General features: G+C 65.4%; 19 protein-coding genes. 10 read left to right on the plus strand and 9 right to left on the minus strand.

Annotated features, from left to right (window positions below; translation table 11 throughout):
- Positions 1 to 50: 50 nt before the first annotated feature.
- On the minus strand, positions 51 to 1,274 hold the full coding sequence (locus ACTJKT_RS18365) for an aspartate aminotransferase family protein (protein ID WP_440788057.1): 1,224 nt from the start codon (positions 1,272 to 1,274) through the stop codon (positions 51 to 53).
- Positions 1,275 to 1,375: 101 nt separating this feature from the next.
- Between ACTJKT_RS18365 and ACTJKT_RS18370 the strand changes: the two genes are divergently transcribed.
- A complete protein-coding gene (locus ACTJKT_RS18370) occupies positions 1,376 to 2,278 on the plus strand; it encodes a LysR family transcriptional regulator (RefSeq protein WP_440788058.1) in 903 nt (300 codons plus the stop codon).
- A gap of 259 nt (positions 2,279 to 2,537) precedes the next feature.
- Here ACTJKT_RS18370 and ACTJKT_RS18375 read toward each other — a convergent pair whose 3' ends face one another.
- A complete protein-coding gene (locus tag ACTJKT_RS18375; protein ID WP_440788059.1) occupies positions 2,538 to 2,930 on the minus strand; it encodes a VOC family protein in 393 nt (130 codons plus the stop codon).
- Between the two features lie 48 nt (positions 2,931 to 2,978).
- The gene (locus ACTJKT_RS18380; RefSeq protein ID WP_440788060.1) at positions 2,979 to 3,350 is read right to left on the minus strand and encodes a GFA family protein; all 372 of its coding nucleotides are present in this window, start codon (positions 3,348 to 3,350) and stop codon (positions 2,979 to 2,981) included.
- Positions 3,351 to 3,642: 292 nt separating this feature from the next.
- Here ACTJKT_RS18380 and fae point away from each other — a divergent pair, with 292 nt between their 5' ends.
- The 4 genes from fae to ACTJKT_RS18400 all read left to right on the plus strand — a co-directional run bounded on the left by fae (position 3,643) and on the right by ACTJKT_RS18400 (position 8,114).
- Positions 3,643 to 4,155, plus strand: a complete 513-nt coding sequence (gene fae, locus ACTJKT_RS18385) for a formaldehyde-activating enzyme (RefSeq protein ID WP_092304761.1) — start codon at positions 3,643 to 3,645, stop codon at positions 4,153 to 4,155.
- A gap of 10 nt (positions 4,156 to 4,165) precedes the next feature.
- A complete protein-coding gene (locus ACTJKT_RS18390) occupies positions 4,166 to 5,200 on the plus strand; it encodes an aldo/keto reductase (RefSeq protein WP_440788061.1) in 1,035 nt (344 codons plus the stop codon).
- Positions 5,197 to 6,630, plus strand: a complete 1,434-nt coding sequence (locus ACTJKT_RS18395; protein WP_440788062.1) for an NAD-dependent succinate-semialdehyde dehydrogenase — start codon at positions 5,197 to 5,199, stop codon at positions 6,628 to 6,630. Before ACTJKT_RS18390 ends, ACTJKT_RS18395 begins: the two co-directional genes overlap by 4 nt.
- Before the next feature lie 104 nt (positions 6,631 to 6,734).
- Positions 6,735 to 8,114, plus strand: coding sequence for an MFS transporter (locus ACTJKT_RS18400; protein ID WP_440788063.1), 1,380 nt, complete (start codon positions 6,735 to 6,737; stop codon positions 8,112 to 8,114).
- A 98-nt stretch (positions 8,115 to 8,212) separates the two neighbouring features.
- Here ACTJKT_RS18400 and ACTJKT_RS18405 read toward each other — a convergent pair whose 3' ends face one another.
- Both ACTJKT_RS18405 and ACTJKT_RS18410 read right to left on the minus strand, forming a co-directional pair.
- Positions 8,213 to 9,088 carry a LysR substrate-binding domain-containing protein gene (locus ACTJKT_RS18405; RefSeq protein WP_440788064.1) on the minus strand — a complete coding sequence of 292 codons (876 nt, stop codon included), beginning with the start codon at positions 9,086 to 9,088 and terminating at the stop codon, positions 8,213 to 8,215.
- Between the two features lie 287 nt (positions 9,089 to 9,375).
- On the minus strand, positions 9,376 to 10,554 hold the full coding sequence (locus ACTJKT_RS18410; protein ID WP_440788065.1) for a hypothetical protein: 1,179 nt from the start codon (positions 10,552 to 10,554) through the stop codon (positions 9,376 to 9,378).
- Between the two features lie 195 nt (positions 10,555 to 10,749).
- On the opposite strand from ACTJKT_RS18410, the gene ACTJKT_RS18415 reads away from it, so the two are divergent.
- From ACTJKT_RS18415 to ACTJKT_RS18435, 5 genes are all read left to right on the plus strand, one after another.
- Entirely contained in the window at positions 10,750 to 11,694 is a 945-nt protein-coding gene (locus ACTJKT_RS18415) for a LysR substrate-binding domain-containing protein (protein WP_440788066.1), read from the plus strand.
- 451 nt (positions 11,695 to 12,145) lie between these two features.
- Positions 12,146 to 13,570 (plus strand): aldehyde dehydrogenase, encoded by a 1,425-nt coding sequence (gene aldA, locus ACTJKT_RS18420; protein ID WP_440788067.1) that lies wholly within the window; start codon positions 12,146 to 12,148, stop codon positions 13,568 to 13,570.
- Between the two features lie 150 nt (positions 13,571 to 13,720).
- The gene (locus tag ACTJKT_RS18425; RefSeq protein WP_440788068.1) at positions 13,721 to 15,043 is read left to right on the plus strand and encodes an MFS transporter; all 1,323 of its coding nucleotides are present in this window, start codon (positions 13,721 to 13,723) and stop codon (positions 15,041 to 15,043) included.
- A 1-nt stretch (position 15,044) separates the two neighbouring features.
- Positions 15,045 to 16,262 carry a mandelate racemase/muconate lactonizing enzyme family protein gene (locus ACTJKT_RS18430; protein ID WP_440788069.1) on the plus strand — a complete coding sequence of 406 codons (1,218 nt, stop codon included), beginning with the start codon at positions 15,045 to 15,047 and terminating at the stop codon, positions 16,260 to 16,262.
- 79 nt (positions 16,263 to 16,341) lie between these two features.
- Positions 16,342 to 17,955: a GMC family oxidoreductase gene (locus tag ACTJKT_RS18435; protein ID WP_440788070.1), complete on the plus strand. Its 1,614-nt coding sequence runs from the start codon at positions 16,342 to 16,344 to the stop codon at positions 17,953 to 17,955.
- Between the two features lie 387 nt (positions 17,956 to 18,342).
- On the opposite strand, the gene ACTJKT_RS18440 is transcribed toward ACTJKT_RS18435, so the two are convergent.
- The 4 genes from ACTJKT_RS18440 to ACTJKT_RS18455 all read right to left on the minus strand — a co-directional run bounded on the left by ACTJKT_RS18440 (position 18,343) and on the right by ACTJKT_RS18455 (position 23,474).
- Positions 18,343 to 19,656: an NAD(P)/FAD-dependent oxidoreductase gene (locus ACTJKT_RS18440; RefSeq protein WP_440788071.1), complete on the minus strand. Its 1,314-nt coding sequence runs from the start codon at positions 19,654 to 19,656 to the stop codon at positions 18,343 to 18,345.
- A gap of 59 nt (positions 19,657 to 19,715) precedes the next feature.
- Positions 19,716 to 21,080, minus strand: coding sequence for a glutamine synthetase family protein (locus ACTJKT_RS18445; protein WP_440788072.1), 1,365 nt, complete (start codon positions 21,078 to 21,080; stop codon positions 19,716 to 19,718).
- A 479-nt stretch (positions 21,081 to 21,559) separates the two neighbouring features.
- Entirely contained in the window at positions 21,560 to 22,219 is a 660-nt protein-coding gene (locus tag ACTJKT_RS18450; protein WP_440788073.1) for a methyltransferase family protein, read from the minus strand.
- A gap of 352 nt (positions 22,220 to 22,571) precedes the next feature.
- Entirely contained in the window at positions 22,572 to 23,474 is a 903-nt protein-coding gene (locus tag ACTJKT_RS18455; protein WP_016702825.1) for a LysR family transcriptional regulator, read from the minus strand.
- Positions 23,475 to 23,605 lie beyond the last annotated feature (131 nt).

Raw genomic sequence — 23,605 nt, forward strand, 5'->3', positions numbered from 1 at the left:
CTTGCTCGCGATAGCGTTCTAACTCACTTCGCCTGACCATCAGGCATAGGTCACGACACAGCCAGCATTCCTTCCACGCTTGTCGCATCGCCATCGGTCTCAACGTTTTGCAGCGTCCGACTGACCCCGCGCACGATCATCTCGACTTCCCGTTCATCGATAATCAGCGGTGGCAGCAGGCGGATGGTGGTGCCCCGGGTCACGTTGATCAGCAGCCCGTGATCCTGTGCTGCCCGCAGCGCCAGTTCGCGCTGAGGCTTTTTCAGCTCGATGCCGATCATCAACCCCAGGCCGCGCACTTGCAGGACCTGCGAGTGATCGGCCAGCTCCACCCACAAGCGTTGCAGCAGGTGCTCGCCCTGGCGCCTGGCGTTGGCCAGCAGGCCTTGTTCCTCGATGATCTCCAGCACGGTGCAGGCCACCCGGCAGGCCAGCGGGTTGCCGCCGAAGGTGCTGCCGTGGCTGCCAGGGGTGAACAGTTGCGCGGCCTTGCCCCGGGCCAGGCAGGCACCGATGGGGATGCCGTTGCCCAGGCCCTTGGCCAGGGTCATCACGTCCGGGACTACGCCGTCGTGCTGGCAGGCGAACCACTGGCCGGTGCGCCCGATGCCGGTCTGGATCTCGTCGAGCATCAGCAACCAGTTGCGCCGGCTGCACAGCTCACGCACGGCCTTCAGATAGCCGGGCGGGGCCAGGTGGATTCCGCTTTCGCCCTGGATCGGCTCCATCAGTACCGCGGCGATACGCGGGCCGTGGGTCTGTGCGGCTTGCTCCAGGGCGACCAGGTCGCCGAAGGGCAGCTTGAGATAATCCCCCGGCAACGAGTTGAGGCCCAGGCGCACCGCCGGCCCGTCACTGGCCGCCAGGGTGCCCAGGGTGCGGCCGTGGAAGGCGTTCTCCATGACAATCACCAGCGGCCGTTCGATGCCTTTGTGCCAGCCGTGCAACCGCGCCAGCTTCAGCGCGGTCTCGTTGGCTTCGGCGCCGGAGTTGTTGAAGAACGCCCGGTCCATGCCGGCCAGGCGGGTCAGCCGCTGTGCCAAGCGCTGTTGCCAGTCGATGCCGTAGAGGTTGGAGGTGTGCAACAGCAGGCCGGCCTGTTCGCTGATGACGCTGACCAGCCTGGGGTGGGAATGACCGACGCCCGTCACCGCCACCCCGGCCACCGCGTCCAGGTACTCGCGGCCGGCCTGGTCCCAGAGACGGGTGCCCAGGCCGCGGGTGAAGCTCAGGGGCAGTGGTTGATAGGTGCTCATCAGGCAGGTGGCGGTCATGACGGGTCGCTCCATCTAGTGTGGTGTGCTGGCAGTATCGTTAGCCACCTGAGCTAGATAAACTCGTCAATTCTTTAATCATCTTAAAGCCAGGGTTGATAATGGATCTGTTCCAGGCGATGACGGTGTACGTGAAGGTGGTGGAGGCGGGGAATATGACCGCCGCCGCCCGTGAGTGCGGCCTGTCCACCACCATGGTCGGCAATCACCTGCGGGCCCTGGAGCAGCGCCTCGGGGTCAGCCTGCTCAGTCGCACTACAAGGCGCCAGCGCCTGACCGAGTTCGGCGCCGAGTATTACCAGCGTTGCCTGGCGGTGCTGGGGTTGGTGGCGGACTCCGAGCGCCTGGCGGAACAGGTCCAGGGCGAGCCGTCCGGCACCCTGCGCATCACCGCGCCGCTGACCTTCGGCACCGAGCGCCTGGCGCCGGCCCTGAGCGAGTTCCAGCAGCGCTGCCCGCAGGTCAAGGTGGAGCTGACCCTGGCCAACCAACGCTTCGACCTGATCGACGGTGCCTTCGACGTGGCTTTTCGCCTGGGCAACCTGGACACCTCGTCGTTGATCGCCCGGCCCCTGGAGGACTACACCCTGACCATCTGCGCCGCGCCGGACTACCTGGAGCGCTGCGGCACGCCGCAAGTCCCGGAGGACCTGCAGCACCACAACTGCCTGGCGTTCGCCTATCCGGCCGGTGACGAGTGGAGCTCCACCGCCAGCCAATGGCCGTTGCGCGGGCCCGAGGGGGACGTGCTGATCCCGGTGTCCGGCTCGCTGCTGACCAACACCTCGTCCGGCCTGCACCGCGCAGCGCGGGGTGGCCTGGGGGTGGTGATGATGCCCGATGCCCTGGTGGAAGAGGACCTGCAACAGGGGCGGCTGGTGCCCGTGCTGCAGGACTATCAATTGCCCCTGCGGGCGATGCACCTGCTGTATGCCCAGGACCGTTACCGCCTGCCCAAGCTGCGCAGCTTCGTCGAGTTCGCTTTGGAGAAGTGGGGGCGCTAGCTGGCGCCAGGGTTGCAGGAGCCCGGCTTGCCGACGATGGCGGTTGCGAGGACGCCATCGCGAGCAAGCTTCGCTCCTACCGGGGGGGGGCGCGGATGGCTTCTGTAGGAGCCAGGCTTGCCGGCGATGGTGGTTGTGAGGACGCCATCGCGAGCAAGCTTCGCTCCTACGGGGGGATCGCGGATGGCTTCTGTAGGAGCCAGGCTTGCCGGCGATGGCGGTCTCAAGGAAGCCATCGCAAGTAAGCCGGACGAGGGACCTAGGGCTGTATCGCCGTGCACAACTCCACCAGCAGGCCGTCGGGGCAGCGCACATAGGACACCGTCTGCCCCCAGGGTTTTTCGCTGGGTGCGCTGAGTTCGCTGGCGCCGGCGTCCAGCGCCCGTTGATGGGCGGCGTGCACGTCTGCGCAGACCAGGCCGATTTCCATGCCCAGCGGCCTGGCCGAGCTGTGGGCCTCGACGTGGCCGCCGCTGAAGTTCATCTCGCCCAGCTCATGGGCGGCGAAGGCGAGGGCGGTGGTGCCGGTTTCCAGCTCGCCATAGGTGCCGGACTCATGGAGAAAACGGGTGGGCAGGCCGAAGGCGCGGTCGAAGAAAGCCAGCGAGGCGCTGACATCCGGGACGTAGAGAATGGTGTAGGCGAATTTCATGCTTGAGCGATCCTTGTTCATTGAAAATGGAGAGCCACGAAGGCCGGCTTATGTGTCGCCCTGACACCAGCTCGGGCGTGCGCCAGAGTAGGAGTGCCCGGTCGGCTTCAGCACTTCAGGGTCATTGTCGTCGAAGCAGCCCAGCAGCAGGGCGACGGTGGGTTCATCGTCGATCGCGCCCAATGAGCTGCCGCACTGGGGGCAGAACGCGCGGCTGGAATAGTCGGACGAACGAAAGGTCGCCGGCACGCCGCTCCAGGTCACCCGTTCCCGGGGGAACTCGACCCAGGCCGCGCTGAGCGCGCCGGTGTGCCGCTGGCACAACTTGCATGAACAGTAGTGCGGGTTGTGCGCCGGCCCCAGGGCCTGGAACCGGACCTGCCCGCACAGGCAGCCGCCGTTGTAAACCAATGGATTCATTGCCTGCTCCTCGAGTGTTCAGGGTGCCGCACAAGGGTATTACCTAATCTCATGGCCCCATGATTTTTAATGGTTACAGGCCGCTACAAGGCCGGTGATACAAAAGCGCAAACACCAGCTCAACCATAACAACAAAGAGCGTTTGCCCCATGACCCAGCCTCGTTTCCGCGCTGTCTGCGCCAATCGCGCGCCGCGCTCTTCGCTACCCCATCCTGGCCTCGCCGCTGTCTTGCGTTGCGTGCGCCACTGATCACTTCAACTCATCCCTCTGCGTCCCAAGAGTAGCTACCCATGAAAGAACTCGACCTCTATATCGGTGAAGGTTTCGAAGGCCCGGGCGTGAACGCCGCGCACATCAATATCCTGATCGGCCCGCGCAACGGCCCGGCCGGCCAGGCCTTCGCCAACAGCCTGGCATCGCCGAGCCAAGGCCATTGCCCGTTCATGGTGATCGCCCAGCCGAACATCCCGGTCAAGCCCATGACCCTGTACGTCAACAAGGCGGCCATCGGCAGCGAGCTGCACGGCAACGCCACCTGGGGCGCCTCCCAGGCCGGCATCGCCAAGGCGGTGCTCGAAGCGCTGCTCGACGGCACCCTGCCCAAGGAAGCCGAAGACGAATGGGCCATCGTCACCGCCAACTGGGTCAACCCGGCCTGCGACGACCTGGACGCGGTCTACCTGAACAACTACAACGCCTGCCGCACGGCGATCCGCGCGGCCCTGGCCGGCAAGCCCGAACGCGCGCAACTGGCGGACGTGGTCGGCCAGATCAGCAACCCGTTCTACACCCCAAAAGCCTGAGGATCGCAGCATGCAATACATTCGTTTGGGCAACTCCGGCCTGCAGGTTTCCCGTCTGTGCCTGGGCACCATGAACATGGGCACCCCGGACTGGAAACCCTGGATCTTCAACGAGCAGCAGAGCGAGCCGATTGTCCGTCATGCGCTGGACAACGGGGTGAATTTCATCGACCTGGCGGACTTCTATTCCGCCGGGGTCGGCGAGGAAGTGGTGGGGCGCATCGTCAAGCGCCTGGCCCGTCGCGAAGACCTGGTGATCACCACCAAGGTCGGCTACGGCACCCGTAGCGGCATCAACGCCAGCGGCCATTCGCGCAAGCACATCATGGACAGCATCGACGCCTCGCTGAAGCGCCTGGACATGGATTACGTCGACGTCTTCATGCTGCATTACTTCGACCTGAACACCCCGGTGGAAGAGACCATGAGCGCCATGAACGACATAGTGCGTTCCGGCAAGGCGCGCTACATCGGCGTCTCCACCATGCTCACCGGGCAGTTGGCGAAGATCCTCATGGCCTGCGAGCGCAACGGCTGGGTCAAGCCGATCAACATGCAGCTGCAACTGAACTGCGCCTACCGCGAAGAAGAGCGCGAGATGCTGCCGTTCTGCCGCGACCAGGGCCTGGGCGTCTCGGTGTTCAGCCCGCTGGCCCGTGGCCTGCTCACCGGCGATGCGCAGTCGACCCGCAACCAGACCGACTTCTTCACCCAGCAGATGTACAGCGATGAGGCCTCGTTCGAGATCGCCCATTCGGTGCAGCGCGTGGCCCGCGCCCGTGGCGTGAGCAATGCGCAGGTCGCCCAGGCCTGGGTGCTCAATCACCCTGGCGTGGACTGCATGCTGGTGGGCGCCGACACCACCGAGCAGTTCGACAGCGCCCTGGCGGCCCTGGATACCCGGCTGGATGCCGAAGAGCTGCACGAGCTGGAACGCAACTACACGCCGTGCGATGTGATCAACGACTACACCGCAGGTAAACGTATCCTGCGCACCGCCCGCCCGGGCCAGGCGCGCTTCACCTTGACCGAGGCCGTGGCATGAGCGCGCTGATCCGCAATGGCAACTACATCGACGGCCAGTGGTCCAGCGGCGGTCCTGTGTATCCGGTGTTGAACCCGGCCAATGGCGAGCTGATCGCCGAGGTGCAGAAGGCCGGTGCCGAAGCGACCGAGCTGGCCATCGCCGCTGCCAACCGGGCCTTGCCGGCCTGGCGCAAGCTCACCGCCAAGGAACGCAGCCAGCGCCTGAAACGCTGGAGCGAGCTGATGCTGGGCAACCAGCGCGAGCTGGCCACCTTGCTCAGTCGCGAGCAGGGCAAGCCGCTGGCCGAGGCCATGGGCGAGGTGGTGTACGCGGCGAGTTTTCTCGAGTGGTTCGGCGAAGAAGCCAAGCGCGCCTACGGCGATGTGATCCCCAGCCACAAGGCCGACGCACGGATCATCGTGACCAAGGAAGCCATAGGCGTGGTCGCGGCGATCACCCCGTGGAACTTCCCCCTGGCCATGGTCACCCGCAAGGTCGGCCCGGCCCTGGCGGCCGGCTGCACCATGGTCCTCAAGCCTTCGGAAGAGACGCCGTTGTCGGCCTTTGCCCTGGCGGTGCTGGCCGAGCAGGCGGGGATCCCACCGGGAGTGCTGAATATCGTATCCGGCGATGCAGCAGCCATTGGCGGCGCGCTGCAAGCCTCGAGCATCGTGCGCAAGCTGTCGTTCACCGGCTCGACCCGTACCGGCAAACTGCTGATGCGCCAGGCCGCCGATACCCTGAAAAAGGTCTCGCTGGAGCTGGGCGGCAACGCACCCTTTATCGTCTTCGACGACGCCGACCTGGAGGCGGCGGTGAAGGGCGCCATGGCCTCGAAATTCCGCAACACCGGGCAGACCTGCGTCTGCGTGAACCGTTTCTTTATCCAGGACGGCGTCTACGAAGCCTTCACCGGCAAGCTGGCCGAAGCCGTATCGACGATGCGCGTCGGCAGCGCCCTGGACGGTGAAACCGAGCAGGGGCCGCTGATCAATGCCGCCGCCCTGGCCAAGGTCGAGCTGCACGTCGGCGATGCCCTGGAGAAGGGCGCCAGGCTGCTGTGCGGCGGGCGCCGTCATGCCCTGGGCGGAACCTTCTATGAGCCGACCATCCTCACCGAGGCCAGCAGCGACATGCTGATCGCCCAGGACGAAACCTTCGGCCCGGTGGCCGCCTGTTTCCGCTTCAAGGACGAGGCCGAGGTGCTGCAACGGGCCAACGACACGCCATTCGGCTTGTCCGCCTACTTCTACAGCCGCGACATCGGCCGGGTCTGGCGCATGGCCGACGGCCTGGAGGCGGGCATGGTCGGGATCAACGAAGGGATCATTTCCACCGAGGTCGCGCCCTTCGGCGGCATCAAGGAATCCGGCCTGGGCCGTGAAGGTTCGAAGTACGGGCTGGAGGATTACCTGGAGATCAAATACCTGCTGATGGGTGGTCTCTAGGCATCAACCCTTCGTTGCCGGAGCCAGTGAAGCCTTCGCCGGTTCCCGCAAAGGGCGCACCACCCGATTCATCTCTTATTCAAGAACAATAAAGGGAGACGAACATGACCACCGCAACCACCAAGATCGACGACCTGCCCATCGGCCGGTTCCACCTGAAGATCGCCGGCCTGACCTTCGGCGCGCATTTCACCGACGGCTATATTCTTGGCCTGATCGGCATCGCCTTTACCCTGCTCAGCCCGCAGATGCAGCTCGATGCCTTCTGGCAGGGGCTGATCGGGGCTTCGGCGTTGATCGGGCTGTTTCTCGGCAGCCTGTTTTTCGGCTGGATTTCCGACCGCCTGGGGCGGCAGAAAATCTTCCTGATCAGCTTCGTGCTGATCACCCTGGCCTCGGTCATGCAGTTTTATGTGCAGAGCGCCATGGCCCTGTTGCTGTGCCGGATCCTGATCGGTATCGGCCTGGGCGGCGATTTCAGTGTCGGCCATGCGATGCTCGCCGAGTTCGCGCCGAAGAAGCACCGGGGCGTATTGCTCGGTTCGTTCAGCGTGATCTGGACCTTCGGTTATGTAGCGGCGACCTTTGTCGGCACCGCCATGCTCGGCCTCGGCGACGATGCCTGGCGCTGGATGCTGGCGTCGTCGGCGATCCCCGCCGGGCTGATCCTGATCGCCCGTATCGGCACCCCGGAATCGCCACGCTGGCTGGTCAACCAGGGGCGGATCGCCGAGGCCCGGGCCGTGGTCAAGAAGCACCTGGGCGCCAATGTGGTGCTCGATGAAGAACCGTCCGGCGAAACCCGTTCCGGCTACGCCGTGTTGTTCAGCCGCGAGTACCGCAAGCGCACGGCGTTCAACTGCCTGTTCTTCGTCTGCATCGTCATGCCGTACTTCGCCATCTACACCTTCCTGCCGTCGATCTTGCAGAAGATGGGGCTGGCCGAAGGTTTTGGCACCGAGCTGATGTTGAACATGCTGCTGATCCTCGGCGCGCTGATCGGCATCTGGTGCACGGTGAAGTTTTCCCGCCGGGGCTTTCTGATCAACTCCTTCATCATCCTCGCGGTGGCGCTGTTCCTGCTGGCGGTGCTACCAGGCAGCGCGGCCTGGTTGATGGTGCTGGTGTTCGGTCTGTTCACCCTGGTGCTGTCGGCGGTGAGCAACCTGGTGGGGGTGTTCCCGGCCGAGAGCTTCCCCACCGAAGTGCGGGCCAGTGGTATCGGCCTGGCCACGGCAGTCAGCCGCCTGGGATCGGCAATCAGTACCTTCCTGCTGCCGGTCAGCGTGGCCGGGATCGGCCTCAGCCCGACCATGGGCATCCTCGCCGCGATCCTTGCATTGGGTGCGTTGATCTCCTGGGCCTGGGCCCCGGAAACCAAGGCGCTGACCCTGAGCCAGGCGTGCAAGGTGCGGAGCTCGAAGGAGGGCGCGGTGGAGGGTGGCGCGGTACCCGTGGCGCGCAAGGTCGTGGCGCCGATCTGAGGTCCGTAACCTGCGGTTCCATCGCGAGCAAGCTCGCTCCTACAGAGGCGCNGTAGGAGCGAGCTTGCTCGCGATCGCATCGGGATGGCGCAAGCGTTCTAAGGGTTGCTCACCAGGCGCAACCATTCGGTAAACACCCGCACTTTCGACAGGCCCTGCTTGTCGTTGGCCACGTCCAGCCAGTAGCCGTAAGGGCCGAGCACTTCCACCGGGGTGATCGGCAGCAGGCTGCCGTTGGCCAGTTCTCGCTCGATCATCTGCCGGTCGATCACCGCCAGGCCGCCGCCCGCCAGGGCGGTATGGATCACCTGGTCCAGGGTGCTGAACTCCAGGCCCTGGCCGGCATCGACATCGTCGCGGCCCATGGCGGCCAGCCAGTTCTCCCAGACCTTCAGGCGCTTGCCGTCGTGCAGGATGTGCAGCAGCGGAAACTGCCGCAGGTCCGGCGCCTGGCCGTCGACGAACAGCTCCGGGCTGGCGACGGCGATATGCCGTTCCATCACCAGCAACTGGCTCGAACAATGGCTGGCCGGCTCCAGGCCGAAACGGATCTGGCAGTCGACCTCGGCCAGGCTGTCGTGGCTGTTCTGGTTGGTCACGCTGAGGCTGATGTCCGGGTAGCGCTGGCAGAAGTGGCGCAGCTGCGCCGACAGCCAGCGGGTGGCCCAGGTCGGCGGGGCGAGGATGCGCAGGCGCTGGCGCAGGTTGGGCACGCGCACCGCCTCCAGGGCGCGCTCGATATGGTCGAAGGCGGCCCCCAGTTGCGGCGACAGCGCCGCGCCGGATTCGGTGAGCGCCAGCCCCCTTGGCGTGCGCACGAACAGGGCGACACCCAGGTAGTCTTCCAGTTGCTTGATCTGGCGGCTGACGGCGCCCTGGGTCACGTTCAGGCCCAGGGCCGCCTGGCTGAAACTGCGATGCCGGGCGACTTCCTCGAAGACGCGCAACATGTTCAGAGCGGGCAGTTGACGCATGAAAAGATGCACTCCGCACCGGGCGCCGAAGCCCCACGGCCAGGCTGCGGACAGCGACGGCGGTCGAGGCGGCGGGCAGGCTTGTTGTTGTTTTGCAGCACAGATGGCCGAGGGCCTATCTGACCTGCTGTGACCGGGCGGTGCAAGTGTTGCCGGGCGGATTTTCGACGGCTTTCTACAGCGGCGGCGAAAGCCACCAGGGCTACCCGCCAGCGGGCTGCCGCTGGCGGGTTTGCCGCGGGCGCGGACGGGCTGTCGAGGGCGGCCTCAAGACCGCCCGGGATGGGTCAGAAGTAGTACCCGATGTTCACATACAGCTGGTTTTCCCACTGGTCGCTGCCGCCGGCCCCCAGGCTCTGGGTGTAGCTGCTGCCACCGATATAGGGATCGTTCTTGCCGATCAGCCATTCGCTGGCGATCCACAATTTGCTCAGGGAGAACGAGCTGCCGAGGATCAGCCGCTGCGAGGTCTTGAACTCGTCGGCGGATTTGTCGAAGGCGCTGTAGTTGGCGTACAGCTTGATGCCGCTGAGCTGGTCGAACAGGTACTTGCCGGCGACGTCGTAGCTCAGGTCCGCCACGTACAGGTTGCCGCGGCTGGCGACGTTATAGGTGCCGTCGTAACCGCCGAGGGTGACCACTTCGTCGGTGCCGGCGTTGCGTGGCGACATCTGCTGTCGCGCCGCTTGCAGTTGCACGCCCCAGGGGCCGTTCTTGCCGAGGTAGTGCACGGCCACGGCGTTGCGGCGGCCGTCGTTGTCGGTGTCCTTGTTCTCCAGGGTCGAGGTCAGGCCGGAGATCCCCACCTCGGATTTCCACGACCCCAGGTCCAGGGCCTTGGCCAGCCGCAGCACCACAGTGTCGCGTTCCTGGTTGTCGCTGCCGTCGGCCACGTAGCTGTCGGCCCCGGACACCACGCTGGAATAGGTCACGCCTTTGCTGGTGCCTTTGCCCTGCCACGCCGGGCGCAGGTAGTAACCGGCCTGGAGGTTCCAGTCGCCGCTTTGCTGGATGTACTTGGCGCCGACCTGTTGCACGTCCTCCAGGCCGATGACGTTGCCCAGGGTTTCGTAGAAGGTGCTGCCGAAGTACGGCTGCAAGCCGAACGGCACCGTGTTCAGGCCCACCTGCACCTGCCGGTCGGGGTTGAACCTGTAGCCGACCCAGGCGAACTTGGCGAACTGGATGTCGCCGTAGTCCTTGGTGTACTGGTAAGGGTAGGAGCGTCCGTAAAAGCGGTATTGGGCCTCGCCGATCCAGGTGTCGGAGTTGTACTTGGCGCTGAGGAACAGGGTGTCCAGGCCGAACTTCTGGATGTCGCGATCGGGGTCGTAATCCCAGCGGGCGCGGACGGCGCCGCCGAGGTCGAGGTTATCGGTGACCTGGATCGCCATGGCCGGCGCGGCGAGGGTGGACAGGGCAGCCAGGCAGGCTGCGTTTAGGCACAGGGAGGTGGGGCGGGGCATGGGGCGGCTCTCGTTTATTGTTATGTGAGATGCCCGGCAGTCTTGCCAGCGCGCGCAGGATCGACAAACGATTATTTGGTCGATCAAACCTTCCTCAAATGCAGGTTACTGGTTGAAAAAGTTGCCGCCGCTGTAGGAGAAACGACAGCGGCCGTGGGATGCTTGCCACCTCGTCAGCCGTTCTCGAGTATCTCCATGAAACGCAGAATGCCCGGCCTCAACGCACTCAAGGCCTTCGAGGTTGCCGGCAGCACCGGCAGCTTCACCCGCGCCGCCGAGTTGCTCAACGTCACCCAGAGCGCGGTCAGTCGCCAGGTGCGCCAGCTCGAGGAGCAGCTGGGCGAGAGTCTGCTGGAGCGCCGCCACCATCACCTGGAACTGACCAGCGCCGGCCGGGTGCTGCTGCGGGCGCTGCACCAGTCCTTCGACAAGATCGAGCTGACGGTGCGCAGCATCCAGCAGAAGTCCCATTCCAATCGCCTGCACATCAACGCGCCGCCGACCTTCACCAGCCGCTGGCTGATGCCGCGCCTGGGGCGCCTGCGCGAGCAGCACCCGGAGCTGGAGCTGAGCATCACCACCCGCTTGCAGGACAGCCTGGCGGAAACCAGCACCCTGGATTGCGCCATCCGTTTCGGCGACGGCGAATGGGATGGGCTGGACAGTTCGCTGCTGTTCCAGGAGCGGCATATCGCGGTCTGCGCGCCGTCGCTGTACGCCCGCGAATCGGGCGAGCAGGGCGTCGACCTGAACCGCATGACCCTGCTGCATGTGCTGGCCCGGGAAGACCAGCGCTACCTGACCTGGAAGCACTGGCTGGACGCGGCGCGCATCAGCGGGGTCGACACCCAGGGCGGGTATGAGTTCGACCTGCTGGACCTGGCGATCCGCGCAGCCATCGACGGCCTGGGCATCACCATCGCCGACTGGCACATGGTGGCCCCGGACCTGGCCTGCGGGCAGCTGACCCAGGTGCTCAACGTGCATGTGGAGGGGCATCAGTCCTATTGGCTGGTGACCCGTCCGGAGCAGACCCAGATGCCGCAATTGCAGGTGTTCAGCCAATGGCTGCAGGAAGAGATCTGGTTGGCGCAACGCCAGTTGGAGCCTTCTACTGCGGCGGCTTCAGCGTCTGAATAGAGGCCATCGCGGCGAGGCTGCTCTCGTGGGGAACACTCGCGGCTTGGGTGTCTGGGCGGAGGTCATCGCGGGCAAGCCTCGCTCCTACGGAGGCAACGAAGATCTTCTGTCGGCCGGCGCCATGGGGCTGCGTCGGTCGCGACCCTCGGTAACATGCATTTTTCGAATGTTTGTCCGCGCAATTAATCGTTTGTCCTCCCCGCGGCGGATGACAAAACTGCTGGCTACTCACATAACAACAACCTTGAGTGCCAAGCCATGCCGTATCCGGCCACTGTCGATCCTCTGTCCTCGCTTCCCGCGCCCTCGCCGAGCCTGAGCGCTGCCCGTCACGGGCGGTCGTCGGGGTGTTCGGCCGTCTCCGGCAACCTGCTCCAGACTCTTTAAAAGGGGCGGCCTGGATCGCCTCCGGGCCGCTCAGCCATTCATGTAGCAACGATGGGCAATTTCCATGCGACTCGAGCGAAATTTTGTTAACGGCCACTTCATCGAACCTGCCAGCCCGGCATCGATCGCGGTGTACAACCCGGCCACCGAAGCCTTGATCGGGCAGGTAGCGGCCGCCACCGCCGAGGAGGCGACCGCCGCCGTCGATGCCGCCGCGCTGGCGCAGAAAACCTGGGGCAAGCTCACCAGCATCGAGCGCGCCGAACACCTGCGGGCCTTTGCCGCGGCCCTGGAAGAGCGCGCCGAGCAGATCGGCGCGGCGCTGGCCGCCGAGTCCGGCAAGAGCCTGATCGATGCCAGCAACGAAGCCCGTTACGCGGCCCAGATCACCCGTTACCACGCCGAGTGGGCGCGGCGCATCGAAGGCGAGATCATCCCCAGCGATACCCCGGACGAGAACCTGTTCCTGCACCGCGAACCGATTGGCGTGGTGGCCTGCCTGATTCCGTTCAACTACCCGGTCTACACCCTGCTGCGCAAGATCGCCCCGGCGCTGATCGCCGGCAACACAGTGGTGGTGCGGCCGAGCAACAACACCCCGACCTCGGCCTTCGAGATCGCCAAGGCGGTGCAACAGGCCGGCCTGCCGGCGGGCGTGGTGAACATCCTGACCATGGACCACGCCACGGCGGCCAGCGTCTGCACCCACAAGGCGGTGGGCCTGATCACCCTGACCGGCAGTGTCAATGCCGGGCGCATCGTGCTCGATTACTGCAAGGCCAATATCGCCAAGCCGTCCCTGGAACTGGGGGGCAAGACCCCGGCGATCATCGAGCCTGACGCCGACCTGGAAAAGGCCGCCAGCGATATCGTCGGTTCCAAGACCACCCACTGTGGCCAGCTATGCACGGCGGTGGAGCGGGTCTATGTGCATGCCAGCGTGCACGAGCGCTTCCTGGCGCTGCTCAAGGCGAAGATCGCCGCGGTGAAGTTCGGTGACCGCGCCAACGACCCGAGCCTGATGGGCCCGCTGGTCAACGCCAGTTCGCAACAGAACATCCATGCCATGGTCCAGCGCGCGGTCGCCGCGGGCGCGGTGCTGGAAACCGGTGGCGTGCTGCCGCAAGGACCGGGGCATTTCTATCCGCCGACCCTGCTCAGCGGCTGCCGCCAGGACATGGAGATCGTCCAGGAAGAAATCTTCGGCCCGGTGCTGCCGGTGCTGCAGTACCGCGACCTCGACGAGGCGCTGGCCATGGCCAACGACCATCAGTTCGGCCTGTCGTCGGTGCTCTACAGCGAGAACTACCGCACCGCCATGAAGGTGGCCAATGCCATCGAGGCCGGCGAGCTGTACGTCAACCGCACCCCGGCCGACCCGTACCAGGGTTATCACGCCGGTTGGAAACGCTCCGGCCTGGGCGGCGATGACGGCAAGCACGGCATGCTCGAATTCACCCAGACCCGACTGGTGGTGATGAAGTACTAGAAACAGCTGCAAGCTCTGAGCTGCAAGTGCAGGCACCGCGGTCATTCTTGCCGCTTGTAGCTTGCCATTTGCAGCTGCTCCACCTGCTCCACCTCCTATAAAAACAATTATCAGGGCGCCCGGAACGCCGGGTGGCCCGAGGTCTCATCCATGTCCAAGCACGCTGCCAATGCTGCCGCTGTCCAGGGTTCCATCTCGCTTGCCGACGGCAAGAGCGACAAGGGAAGTCGCTATTTCCAACTGATGCTGCTGGTGCTGGCGGCAGGGGCGATCTACCCGATCCTGTACCTGCGCCAGGTCTACCAGACCACCATGCTCGAGGTGTTCCAGATCAACCACAGCGAGCTGGGCTACCTGTATTCCATGCTCGGCACCATCTTCCTGCTCAGCTACCTGCCCAGCGGCTGGCTGGCGGACCGCATCGCGCCACGCTTCCTGATTTTCTTCTCGCTGGTGGCCACCGGTGCCCTGGGCCTCTGGTACTCCACCGCGCCGTCGATGACCGGCTTGATGATCATCTTCGGCTGCTGGGGTCTGACCACCGGCCTGACCTTCTGGGCCTCGGTGCTCAAGCGGGTGAAGATGATCGCCGGGCACAGCGAGCAGGGGCGTTTCTTCGGCATCCTCGACGGCGGCCGTGGCTTGGTGGAGGCGTTGCTGGCCACCATCGCCCTGGCGCTGTTCGCCCTGGCCACCGAGACCCGTGGCGAGTCGGTGGCCGAAGGGTTCAAGCATGTGGTGTACCTGTATTCCTTCACCTGTATCGCCATCGGCTGTGTGCTGGTGCTGCTCAAGGACCCCAAGTCCATGGCCGACACGGCCTCGGTGGAGAAGGGCAAGTTCAACCTGCTCACTGACCTGGCGACCCTGGTGAAGATCCCCGAGCTGTGGCTGGTGACCGCCATCGTGTTCTGCGGTTATCACATCTTCTGGGCCACCTACAGCTTCTCCGACTACCTGCAAGGCAACGGCATGACCGCGGTCATGGCCGGTACCATCACCACCATCAAGCTGTGGATGCGGCCGATCGGCGGCATCGGCGGCGGCTGGCTGGGCGACCGTTTCTCCAATGTCTCGGTGCTGGTGGTGGCGTTGTTCCTGGCGTCCCTGGCGATGCTCGGCCTGATTGTGTTCCCGAACCTGCACAGCCTGGGCCTGTTGATCGGCACTGTGATCTTCATCGGCCTGATGACCTATGCCATTCGCGGGCTGTACTGGGCCATCCTCGATACCTGCGACATTCCGTTGCGCATTACCGGCCTGGCCATCGGCATTGTCTCGGTGGTGGGTTACCTGCCGGACGCCTTTATCCCCTTGATCAACGGTTATCTCACCGAACATTTCCCCGGTGCCCTGGGCTACCAGCTGTACTTCGGCTACATCGCCGCCGTCGGCCTGCTCGGCACCCTGGCCGCGGTCACCCTGCGTGCCCGCGTCAAGCGCAAATCAGTCAATCAGAAGGCAGGTGCCTGATATGAAGATCGTCTCCCTGGAAACCCACATCGTCGCCGTACCGCCACCGCATATCGGCGGCATGTACTGGCTGTTCGTCAAACTCAAGACCGCCTGCGGCATCGAAGGCGTCGGCGAAATCTACGCCGCGACCTTCGGCCCCAAGGCCATGCTGCCGATCATCGAGGATGTGTTCGAGCGTTACCTGCTGAACCAGGACCCGCACCATATCGAGCGCTTCTTCCGCCAGGCCTATTCCAGCGGTTTCACCCAGCGTCCGGACCTGACCATGATGGGCGTGGTCAGCGGCCTGGAAATGGCCTGCTGGGACATTATCGGCAAGGCGGCGAACAAGCCGGTCTACGAATTGCTCGGCGGCAAGGTCCACGAACGGCTGCGCTCCTACACCTACCTGTATCCGCTCGATAGCAACGGCGAATACAACTATGACGATCCGGACCTGGCCGCCGAATGCGCCGTGGAGAACATGAACAAGGGCTTCACCGCGCTCAAGTTCGACCCGGCCGGCCCCTACACCGCGTACTCGGGGCACCAGATTTCCCTGGAGGTGCTGGAGCGCTGCGAAACCTTCTGCCGCAAGATCCGCGAAGCCGTGGGCAACAAGTGCGACCTGCTGTTCGGCACCCACGGGCAGATGGTGCCGTCCTCGGCGATTCGCCTGGCCAGGCGCCTGGAGAAATACGACCCGCTGTGGTTCGAGGAACCGGTACCGCCAGGCCAGGAAGAGGCCATGGCGCAAGTGGCGGCCAAGACCAGCATCCCGATCGCCACCGGCGAGCGCCTGACCACCAAGTACGAGTTCTTCAAGCTGCTGCAGGCCGGCGGCGCGTCGATCCTGCAAATGAACGTGGCGCGCTGCGGCGGGCTGCTGGAGGCGAAGAAGATCGCCAGCATGGCCGAGGCCTACTACGCGCAGATCGCGCCGCACCTGTACAACGGGCCGATCGGCGCCGCGGCGAGCTTCCAGCTGGCCACCTGCACGCCGAACTTCCTGATCCAGGAAAGCATCATGACCTGGGGCGGCTTCCACGCCGAAGTGCTGACCAAGCCGCTGCAATGGGAAGACGGCTACATCATCCCGTCGACCGAGCCGGGCCTGGGGGTGGAGCTGAACATGGACGTGGTGCGCAAGCATTCGCCGTACACCGGCGAGCGCCTGCACCTGCAAATGGCCGCCACCCCGGCCGACGTCAAGGACACTTCGCCGGCCAAGGGCTGATGAATTTCCCGCCCGGTTTCGGGCGGGACATGGGCCGCCGGCATGGCGGCCTTCAACACGACTTACGCGGTAACCCTGCATGACATACGACTACATCATCGCCGGCGCTGGCGCCGCGGGCTGCATCCTCGCCAACCGGCTGTCCGCCTCGGGCCAATACTCGGTGCTGCTGCTGGAGGCGGGCGGCAAGGACAGCTCGTTCTGGTTCAAGATCCCGGTGGGGTTCGCCAAGATGTACTACAACCCGACCTTCAACTGGATGTACTACAGCCAGCCGCAGAAGCAGCTGGGCGACCGCGCCATCTATGCGCCGCGGGGCAAGGTGCAGGGCGGTTCCGGCTCGATCAACGCGATGATCTACGTGCGTGGCCAGGCCCATGACTTCGATGACTGGGCGGCCAACGGCAACCCGGGCTGGAGCTTCAAGGAAGTGCTGCCGTACTTTCGCAAGCTGGAGAACCACCCGCTGGGCGACACCGAATACCACGGCGGCAGCGGGCCCATCAGCATCACCCCGATGAAGGGCCAGACCCACCCGATCTGCGATGTCTTCCTCAAGGGCTGCGAAGAGCTGGGTTACCCCCTCAGCGACGATTTCAACGGGCCGCGCTTCGAGGGCGCGGGGCTGTATGACGTCAACACCCGCAATGGCCAGCGCTGCTCCAGCAGCTTCGCGCACCTGCATCCGGCGTTGCGTCGGCCGAACCTTGCGGTCGAGCATCATGCCCTGGTGGACCGGGTGCTGTTCGACGATCTGCAACAACGCGCCACCGGCATCAGCGTGACCCAGCACGGCGTGACCCGCACCTTCAACGCCCGCAAGGAAGTGATCCTCTGCGCCGGCGCGGTGGACACGCCGAAGATCCTGCAACTGTCCGGCGTGGCCGATCGCGCGTTGCTGGCCAAGCACCAGATTCCGCTGGTCAGGCACCTGCCGGCGGTGGGGCGCAACCTGCAGGATCACCTGTGCGTGAGCTACTACTACAAGGCCAATATCCCGACCCTCAACGACCAGCTCAGCTCGCTGTTCGGCCAGCTCAAGCTGGGGTTGCAGTACCTGCTGACGCGCAAGGGCGCACTGGCCATGAGCGTCAACCAGGCCGGCGGTTTCTTCCGCGGCAACCCGCAGCAGGAGAATCCCAACCTGCAGCTGTACTTCAACCCGCTGTCGTACCAGATCCCGAAAAACAACAAGGCCAGCCTCAAGCCCGAGCCCTATTCAGGCTTTCTGCTGTGCTTCAACCCGTGCCGGCCGACCAGCCGTGGGCATATCGAGATCGCCTCGAAGAACCCGCGGGATGCGGCGTTGATCGACCCCAACTACCTGAGCACCGAAAAGGACATCGACGAGGTGATCCAGGGCAGCCGCCTGATGCGTCAGATCATGCAGGCGCCGGCGCTCAAGGGCGTGACCGTGGAAGAAGTGCTGCCGGGCCCGGCGGTGGCGAGCGACGAGCAGATGCTGCAGTACTTCCGCGAGAACAGCGGCTCGATCTACCACCTGTGCGGTTCCTGCGCCATGGGCAGCGACGCGCAGACCTCGGTGGTGGATTCGCGGTTGAAGGTGCATGGGTTTGAGGGGCTGCGCATCGTCGATGCTTCGATCTTCCCCAACGTCACCTCCGGCAATACTCACGCGGCGGTGCTGATGGTGGCGGAGAAGGGTGCCGACCTGATTCTCGAGGATGCTTGAGGTCGGGATGCACAGCTGACGGCTTCTGTAGGAGCCAGGCTTGCCGGCGATGGCGGTTGTGAGGGCGCTATCGCGAGCAAGCTTCGCTCCTACGGAGGCGGGGTGTGCGGGCGGCTTCTGTAGGCGCCAGGCTTGCTGGCGATGGCGGTTGTGAGGGCGCTATCGCGAGCAAGCTTCGCTCCTACGGAGGCGGGGTGTGCGGGCGGCTTTTGTAGGAGCCAGGCTTGCTGGCGATGGCGGTTGTGAGGGCGCTATCGCGAGCAAGCTGGCTCCTACAGGGAAGGGGGGGGCGGGCGGCTTTTGTAGGAGCCAGGCTTGCCGGCGATGGCGGTCGTGAGGGTGCCATCGCGAGCAAGCTTCGCTCCTACAGAGGCGGGCATTGAGGCCTTAACGCAACCGTTCGAGCATCTGGTAGTACCACATGCCCGCCGCCAGCATCGGGTTGCCCAGCTGGTCGCCGAAGGGCACGCGGATGTGCTGGCAGGCGGCGAAGGTGTCGTAGTCACCCAGGTGCCCGGTGATGGCCTGGGCCATGATCTCGCCCATGATGTGGCTGGTGGCGATGCCATGGCCGGAGTAGCCCTGGCAGTACCAGACGTTGTCCGAGAGTTTGCCCAGTTGCGGGATGCGGTTGATCACGATGCCCATGGCGCAGCTCCACTGGAAGTCGATGGCCACGCCCTTGAGCGCCGGGAAGGTGCGTTCGATGCACGGGCGCAGTTCGCCGGCGATGTCCCGCGAGTCCTTGCCGCTGTAGTTGGCGCCGCCGCCGAACAGCAGGCGGCCGTCGGCGGTCATGCGGTAATAGTCGAGCACGAAGCGGCAGTCGTAGACCGCCAGGTCCTGGGGGTTCAAACGCTTGGCCAGCTCGCCCAGGGGCGCGGTGGTGACGATGCCGCCCATGGCCGGGAAGATCTTGCCCTTGAGCTGTTTCGGCTCCAGCTTGTGGTACACGTCGCCGGCCAGCAGCACCTGTCTGGCGTCGATGCGGCCCTGGGCGGTGATCACCGCCGGGCGCTCGCCGTGGACGATCTGCAGCACCTCGCTGTGTTCGAAGATCAGCGCGCCGAGGCTCTCGGCGGCGCGGGCTTCGCCGATGCACAGGTTCAGCGGGTGCAGGTGCATATTGCGAGTGTTCTTGATCGCGCCGTGGTACAGCGGGCTGTCCAGCACCTCGCGCACTTGCTGCCGGTCCAGCAGGCTGACCTCGTCGCCCATGCCGCGGCGCACCGCTTCCTCGTAGTCGGCGCGCAGGCCGGCGAGGTGGCTGGGCTTGTAGGCGGCGTGCAGGTGGCCGTGCTTGAGGTCGCAGGCGATGGCGTATTTGTCCACGCGCTGGCGGATGATCTGGTGCCCGCGCCAGCGCAGCTGCCAGATGAAATCGTCGACCTCGTCGCCCAGGGTGCGGCGCATCTGCTTGCGCATGGCCTCGTCGCCGGACAGGCTGCCGGTGACCTGGCCGCCGTTGCGCCCGGTGGCGCCCCAGCCGATCTTGTGGCTTTCGACAATGGCCACTTTCAGGCCACGTTCGGCCAGTTCCACGGCGCTGGCGACGCCAGTGAAACCGCCGCCGATGATTACCACGTCGACGCTCACCTGGCCTTGCAGGGACGGGTAGGCGGTTTCGCTGTTCAGGGTGGCGCTGTAGTAGGAAGGGCAGCGTTCGGCTGCCGGTGTTACCGGGTTGAATGCGGCTGTCATGGACTGTTCTCGAATGCTGGGAGGGGGGCCGGGCCGGCGCCGTGACGCCGGCCAGCGCGTCACGCCTGGGTCAGGTACCAGCGCCAGTCCTGCTCGCCGACTTCGGCCATGAACTGGCGGTATTCGGCGCGCTTGACCGCCAGGTAGACCCCGAGGAATTCACTGCCCAGGGCCGCGCGGGCCCAGCTGGAGTTCTCCAGGGCGGTCAGCGAGGTCAGCCAGTCGGTGGGCAGCAGTTCGTTGGCTTGGGCATAGCCGTTGCCTTGCACCGGGTCGCCCGGATCGAGTTGTTCGCGCAGGCCGCGATGGATCCCGGCGAGGATCGCCGCGGCCGCCAGGTAGGGGTTGGCGTCGGCGCCGCAGATGCGGTGCTCGATATGCCGGCTGTTGGCCGGGCCACCCGGCACCCGCAGGCTGACTGTGCGGTTGTCGACGCCCCAGGTCGGCGCCAGCGGCGCGTAGCTGTTGGCCTGGAAGCGGCGATAGGAGTTGGCGTTGGGGCAGAACAGCAGCAGCGAATCCAGCAGGGACGCGAGCATGCCGCCCACCGCCTGGCGCAGCAGCGGGGTGCCGGCCGGGTCTGCGGCGGCGAACAGGTTGTGGCCCGCGGCGTCGGCGAGGCTCACGTGCATGTGCATGCCGGTGCCCGCCAGGTCATCGAAGGGCTTGGCCATGAAGGTCGCCTGCATCCCGTGCTGGTGGGCCACCGCCTTGACCAGGCGCTTGTAGCGCACCGCCTGGTCCATGGCCTCCAGGGCGTCGCCGTGCTCCAGGGTGATCTCCACCTGGCCCGGGGCGTACTCGGAAATCGCCGTGCGCGCCGGGATGCCTTGCAGCTTGCAGGCGGCGTAGAGGTCGGCGAGGAAGGGTTCGATCTGTTCCAGTTCGCGCAGGCCATAGACCTGGGTCTGTCGCGGTCGACCGCCATCGGCGTCCAGCGCCGGTTGCGGGCGGCCGTTGCCGTCGCGCTTGGCGTCCAGCAGGTAGAACTCCAGCTCGCAGGCCATCACCGGGTGATAACCCTCGGTCTTGAGCTGGTCGATGACCTTGATCAACAGGTGGCGCGGGTCGGCGATGCTGGCGGGCAGGCCTTCCTGCGGGTGCATGCTGACCTGCACCGCGGCGGTGGGGATCTGCCGCCACGGCAGGCGCACCAGGCTGCCGGCCAGGGGGTAGGCGCGGCAGTCGATATCGCCGACGTCCCAGACCAGCCCGGAGTTTTCCACGTCGTCGCCCTGCAGGGTCAGGCCGAGGATGGTGCTGGGCAGGGGGCGGCCGCTTTCATAGACCGCCAGCAGTTCTTCGCGGTGCAGCAGCTTGCCGCGCGGCACGCCGTTGGCGTCGAGGATGAACAGCTCGATCATGTCGATATCGGGGTTGGCGGCCAGGAAGCTACGGGCCTCGTCAAGGGCTGCAAATTTCATGATGCTCTCGCTTGCGCCATGGCGGCGCGCAGGTTCGGTTCATGCAGCGGCGCCGGCATGGCCCGGTTGCAATGGCAGATATCAAGGCGGCAAGGCTCGACGCGCAGGGGCGCGCGTTCAGAGCGAAAGCGAGAGATCCGGAGGGCGCGAGGAGTGACGCAGGCGGGAGCGGCACAGGGCCATGGGCAGGTTGACCAGCAGTTTCATCGCAGGTCCCCGGGGTTGCCGTGGAGATCGCCGTGGGTGCGTTGCGTTGTTGCCATCCCAATGCCGATGCCGAGGCGGCTGCACGAGGCAGTAGCGCATGTCTGGCGGGGCGGGCGGCAACACAAGGCGTTCATCGGCCGGCGGATCTCGTCAAGAATTCACGGACATTTCGTGCAAGTGAGGCTCACCGTTTTACCGGGACTGGTCCTCGCTGCCAAGGGGCGCGTCACAAAATATTTAACACCGCCCCGGCTGCGCCGCGGAAAAAGTCCTCAGTAGATCCAGGGCACCAGGCGCCAGGTGTAGGCGCAGTAAGTGTCGTATTGCTTGCCGAACTCTTTGCGCAGCAAGGCCTCTTCGGCATGGATGCGGGCGATCAGTGGGATCAGCATCAAGGCGGTCAGCAGCAAGCCGACCCCAGAGCGGAAGGCCAGGGCCCAGCCCACGGAGTTGATCAGCAGCCCCAGGTAACTCGGGTTGCGCAGGGTGCCGTAGATGCCGGTGGTCACCAGTTGGTGGCCGGGCTGGATCGCCACCAGGCCACTGAAGCGATTGCCCAGCACGAACACCGGCCACAGCCGCAAGATGCCGCCGGCGATGAAGAACACCACACCGAACCAGCGCGTGTCGGTGCCGCCAATGGTCCAGAAGTCCAGGCGGTCGGTGTAGGCGGGGAGAAAGGCCAGCAACAGCCCGAGGATGCCGAAGGCGACGAGGACCCAGCGGTTTTCCCGGTCTTCCTGTTTGCCGGGGCTCAGGTTGCCTTCGCTGAACTGGGCCACGCCGGCCATGGCCAGCAGGGACAGGGTGATGACCCACAGCGCCGGGTGGGAGAAGAACGCCACCAGCCCGCCCATGCCGAGGATGGCCAGGCCGAGGTAGACAAGGGTGGCGACCAGGCTGAGCGCCGCGAGTTTGGGAGAGTTACGCATGATGGCCCCTCACGAATGCCGAGGTGTATGCAATCAGTGTAGGTCCATCGTCGAGACAGCCCAGGTCGCCTGCATCGCCGGCAAGCCTGGCTCCTACAGAAGAGGGGGGGTACGCATGTCTGTAGCCGCTGCCGAGCCTGCGAGGCTGCGATCGAGGACGAAGTCCTCGCCAATCCTGCCCACGCGGTTTACCGGGAGGAACGCGGTGCCTGGTTTTGCGGCCCCTGCGGTGCCGATCGCAGCCTCGCAGGCTCGGCAGCGGCTACAGGGGCGCCATGGTGTTCCCGGCTTCTGTAGGAGCGAGGCTTGCCCGCGAGGCGGTGTATCTGACACCCCATCTCGCCTGGATCACCTACGGATGCACAGGCGGTTTCTCCGCCAACTGGGCCACCAGGAACTCGATAAAGGCCCGGGTTTTCTGCGGCACGCGCCGAGCCGAGGGGTACACCGCGTGGATGCTGATCGGCGGCGCTTGCCATTCGCACAGCACCGGCACCAGGCGGCCGGCGGCCAGGGCGTCGGCGACGATGAAGTCGGGCAGCAGGGCGATGCCCATGCCGGCCTCGGCGGCCTGGGCCAGCAGGTCGCCGTTGTTGGCGTGCAGCGGGCCGGTGACGTGGACGCGCTGGGTGTCCTTGCCGTTGCTCAACTGCAGGCTGACCCCGCTTTGCAGGTAGCCATAGTTCAGGCACTGGTGGGCGGTCAGGTCGCGGGGCGTCTGCGGGATGCCGGCGCGCTTCAGGTAGTCCGGCGAGGCCACCATGATCCGCGGCGCCGGGGCCAGCAGCTTGGCGACCATCGAGGAGTCGGCCAGGCTGGCGATGCGGATGGTCACATCGAAACCGCCGCGCACCGGGTCCACCTGCTGGTCGCTGAGCACCAGCTGCAATTCGATGTTCGGGTGCTGCTCATGGAACAGCGGCACCAGCGGCCCGAGGCGGCGCAGGCCGAAGGACATCGGCGCGTTGACCCGCAGCACCCCGCGCAATTCGCCGATGCCGTCCCGCGCCCGTTGTTCGGCCTCGTCCACGGCGGCCAGGACTTCCCGCGCCGACTCGTAGTACTCGGCGCCGGCTTCGGTCAGGTGCAGGCTGCGGGTGGTGCGGTGCAGCAGCTGCACGCCGATGGCTTCTTCCAGTGCCTGGATCTGTTTGCTGACTTTCGAGCGCGGCACGTCCATGGCCCGGGCCGCGGCGGCGAAGCCGTTGGCGTCGACTGTGACGACAAACGCGCGCATGCATTCGATGCGATCCATGATTGTTCCTGTTTTGGAATCAATAAATCTCGATTTTAGGGAATTGTCCCATTTTGATCCAGTCCCTAAATTAGCCACCAAGCCGGCAGCAAAGCCTCCCTAGCGGAACCCGCGCCGAGCCCCCGAATTGT

Source organism: Pseudomonas sp. 22526, assembly GCF_052044735.1.
Lineage (GTDB): Bacteria > Pseudomonadota > Gammaproteobacteria > Pseudomonadales > Pseudomonadaceae > Aquipseudomonas > Aquipseudomonas piscium.

What these genes read in the sequence shown, in the direction of transcription:
- ACTJKT_RS18450 (WP_440788073.1), bottom strand. Translation starts at nt 22,219, where the DNA reads ATGCGTAACTCTCCCAAACTCGCGGCGCTCAGCCTGGTCGCCACCCTT.
- ACTJKT_RS18400 (WP_440788063.1), top strand. Translation starts at nt 6,735, where the DNA reads ATGACCACCGCAACCACCAAGATCGACGACCTGCCCATCGGCCGGTTC.
- ACTJKT_RS18445 (WP_440788072.1), bottom strand. Translation starts at nt 21,080, where the DNA reads ATGAAATTTGCAGCCCTTGACGAGGCCCGTAGCTTCCTGGCCGCCAAC.
- ACTJKT_RS18395 (WP_440788062.1), top strand. Translation starts at nt 5,197, where the DNA reads ATGAGCGCGCTGATCCGCAATGGCAACTACATCGACGGCCAGTGGTCC.
- ACTJKT_RS18370 (WP_440788058.1), top strand. Translation starts at nt 1,376, where the DNA reads ATGGATCTGTTCCAGGCGATGACGGTGTACGTGAAGGTGGTGGAGGCG.
- aldA (WP_440788067.1), top strand. Translation starts at nt 12,146, where the DNA reads ATGCGACTCGAGCGAAATTTTGTTAACGGCCACTTCATCGAACCTGCC.
- ACTJKT_RS18435 (WP_440788070.1), top strand. Translation starts at nt 16,342, where the DNA reads ATGACATACGACTACATCATCGCCGGCGCTGGCGCCGCGGGCTGCATC.
- ACTJKT_RS18455 (WP_016702825.1), bottom strand. Translation starts at nt 23,474, where the DNA reads ATGGATCGCATCGAATGCATGCGCGCGTTTGTCGTCACAGTCGACGCC.
- ACTJKT_RS18415 (WP_440788066.1), top strand. Translation starts at nt 10,750, where the DNA reads ATGAAACGCAGAATGCCCGGCCTCAACGCACTCAAGGCCTTCGAGGTT.
- ACTJKT_RS18410 (WP_440788065.1), bottom strand. Translation starts at nt 10,554, where the DNA reads ATGCCCCGCCCCACCTCCCTGTGCCTAAACGCAGCCTGCCTGGCTGCC.
- ACTJKT_RS18440 (WP_440788071.1), bottom strand. Translation starts at nt 19,656, where the DNA reads ATGACAGCCGCATTCAACCCGGTAACACCGGCAGCCGAACGCTGCCCT.
- ACTJKT_RS18380 (WP_440788060.1), bottom strand. Translation starts at nt 3,350, where the DNA reads ATGAATCCATTGGTTTACAACGGCGGCTGCCTGTGCGGGCAGGTCCGG.
- ACTJKT_RS18405 (WP_440788064.1), bottom strand. Translation starts at nt 9,088, where the DNA reads ATGCGTCAACTGCCCGCTCTGAACATGTTGCGCGTCTTCGAGGAAGTC.
- fae (WP_092304761.1), top strand. Translation starts at nt 3,643, where the DNA reads ATGAAAGAACTCGACCTCTATATCGGTGAAGGTTTCGAAGGCCCGGGC.
- ACTJKT_RS18430 (WP_440788069.1), top strand. Translation starts at nt 15,045, where the DNA reads ATGAAGATCGTCTCCCTGGAAACCCACATCGTCGCCGTACCGCCACCG.
- ACTJKT_RS18365 (WP_440788057.1), bottom strand. Translation starts at nt 1,274, where the DNA reads ATGACCGCCACCTGCCTGATGAGCACCTATCAACCACTGCCCCTGAGC.
- ACTJKT_RS18425 (WP_440788068.1), top strand. Translation starts at nt 13,721, where the DNA reads ATGTCCAAGCACGCTGCCAATGCTGCCGCTGTCCAGGGTTCCATCTCG.
- ACTJKT_RS18375 (WP_440788059.1), bottom strand. Translation starts at nt 2,930, where the DNA reads ATGAAATTCGCCTACACCATTCTCTACGTCCCGGATGTCAGCGCCTCG.
- ACTJKT_RS18390 (WP_440788061.1), top strand. Translation starts at nt 4,166, where the DNA reads ATGCAATACATTCGTTTGGGCAACTCCGGCCTGCAGGTTTCCCGTCTG.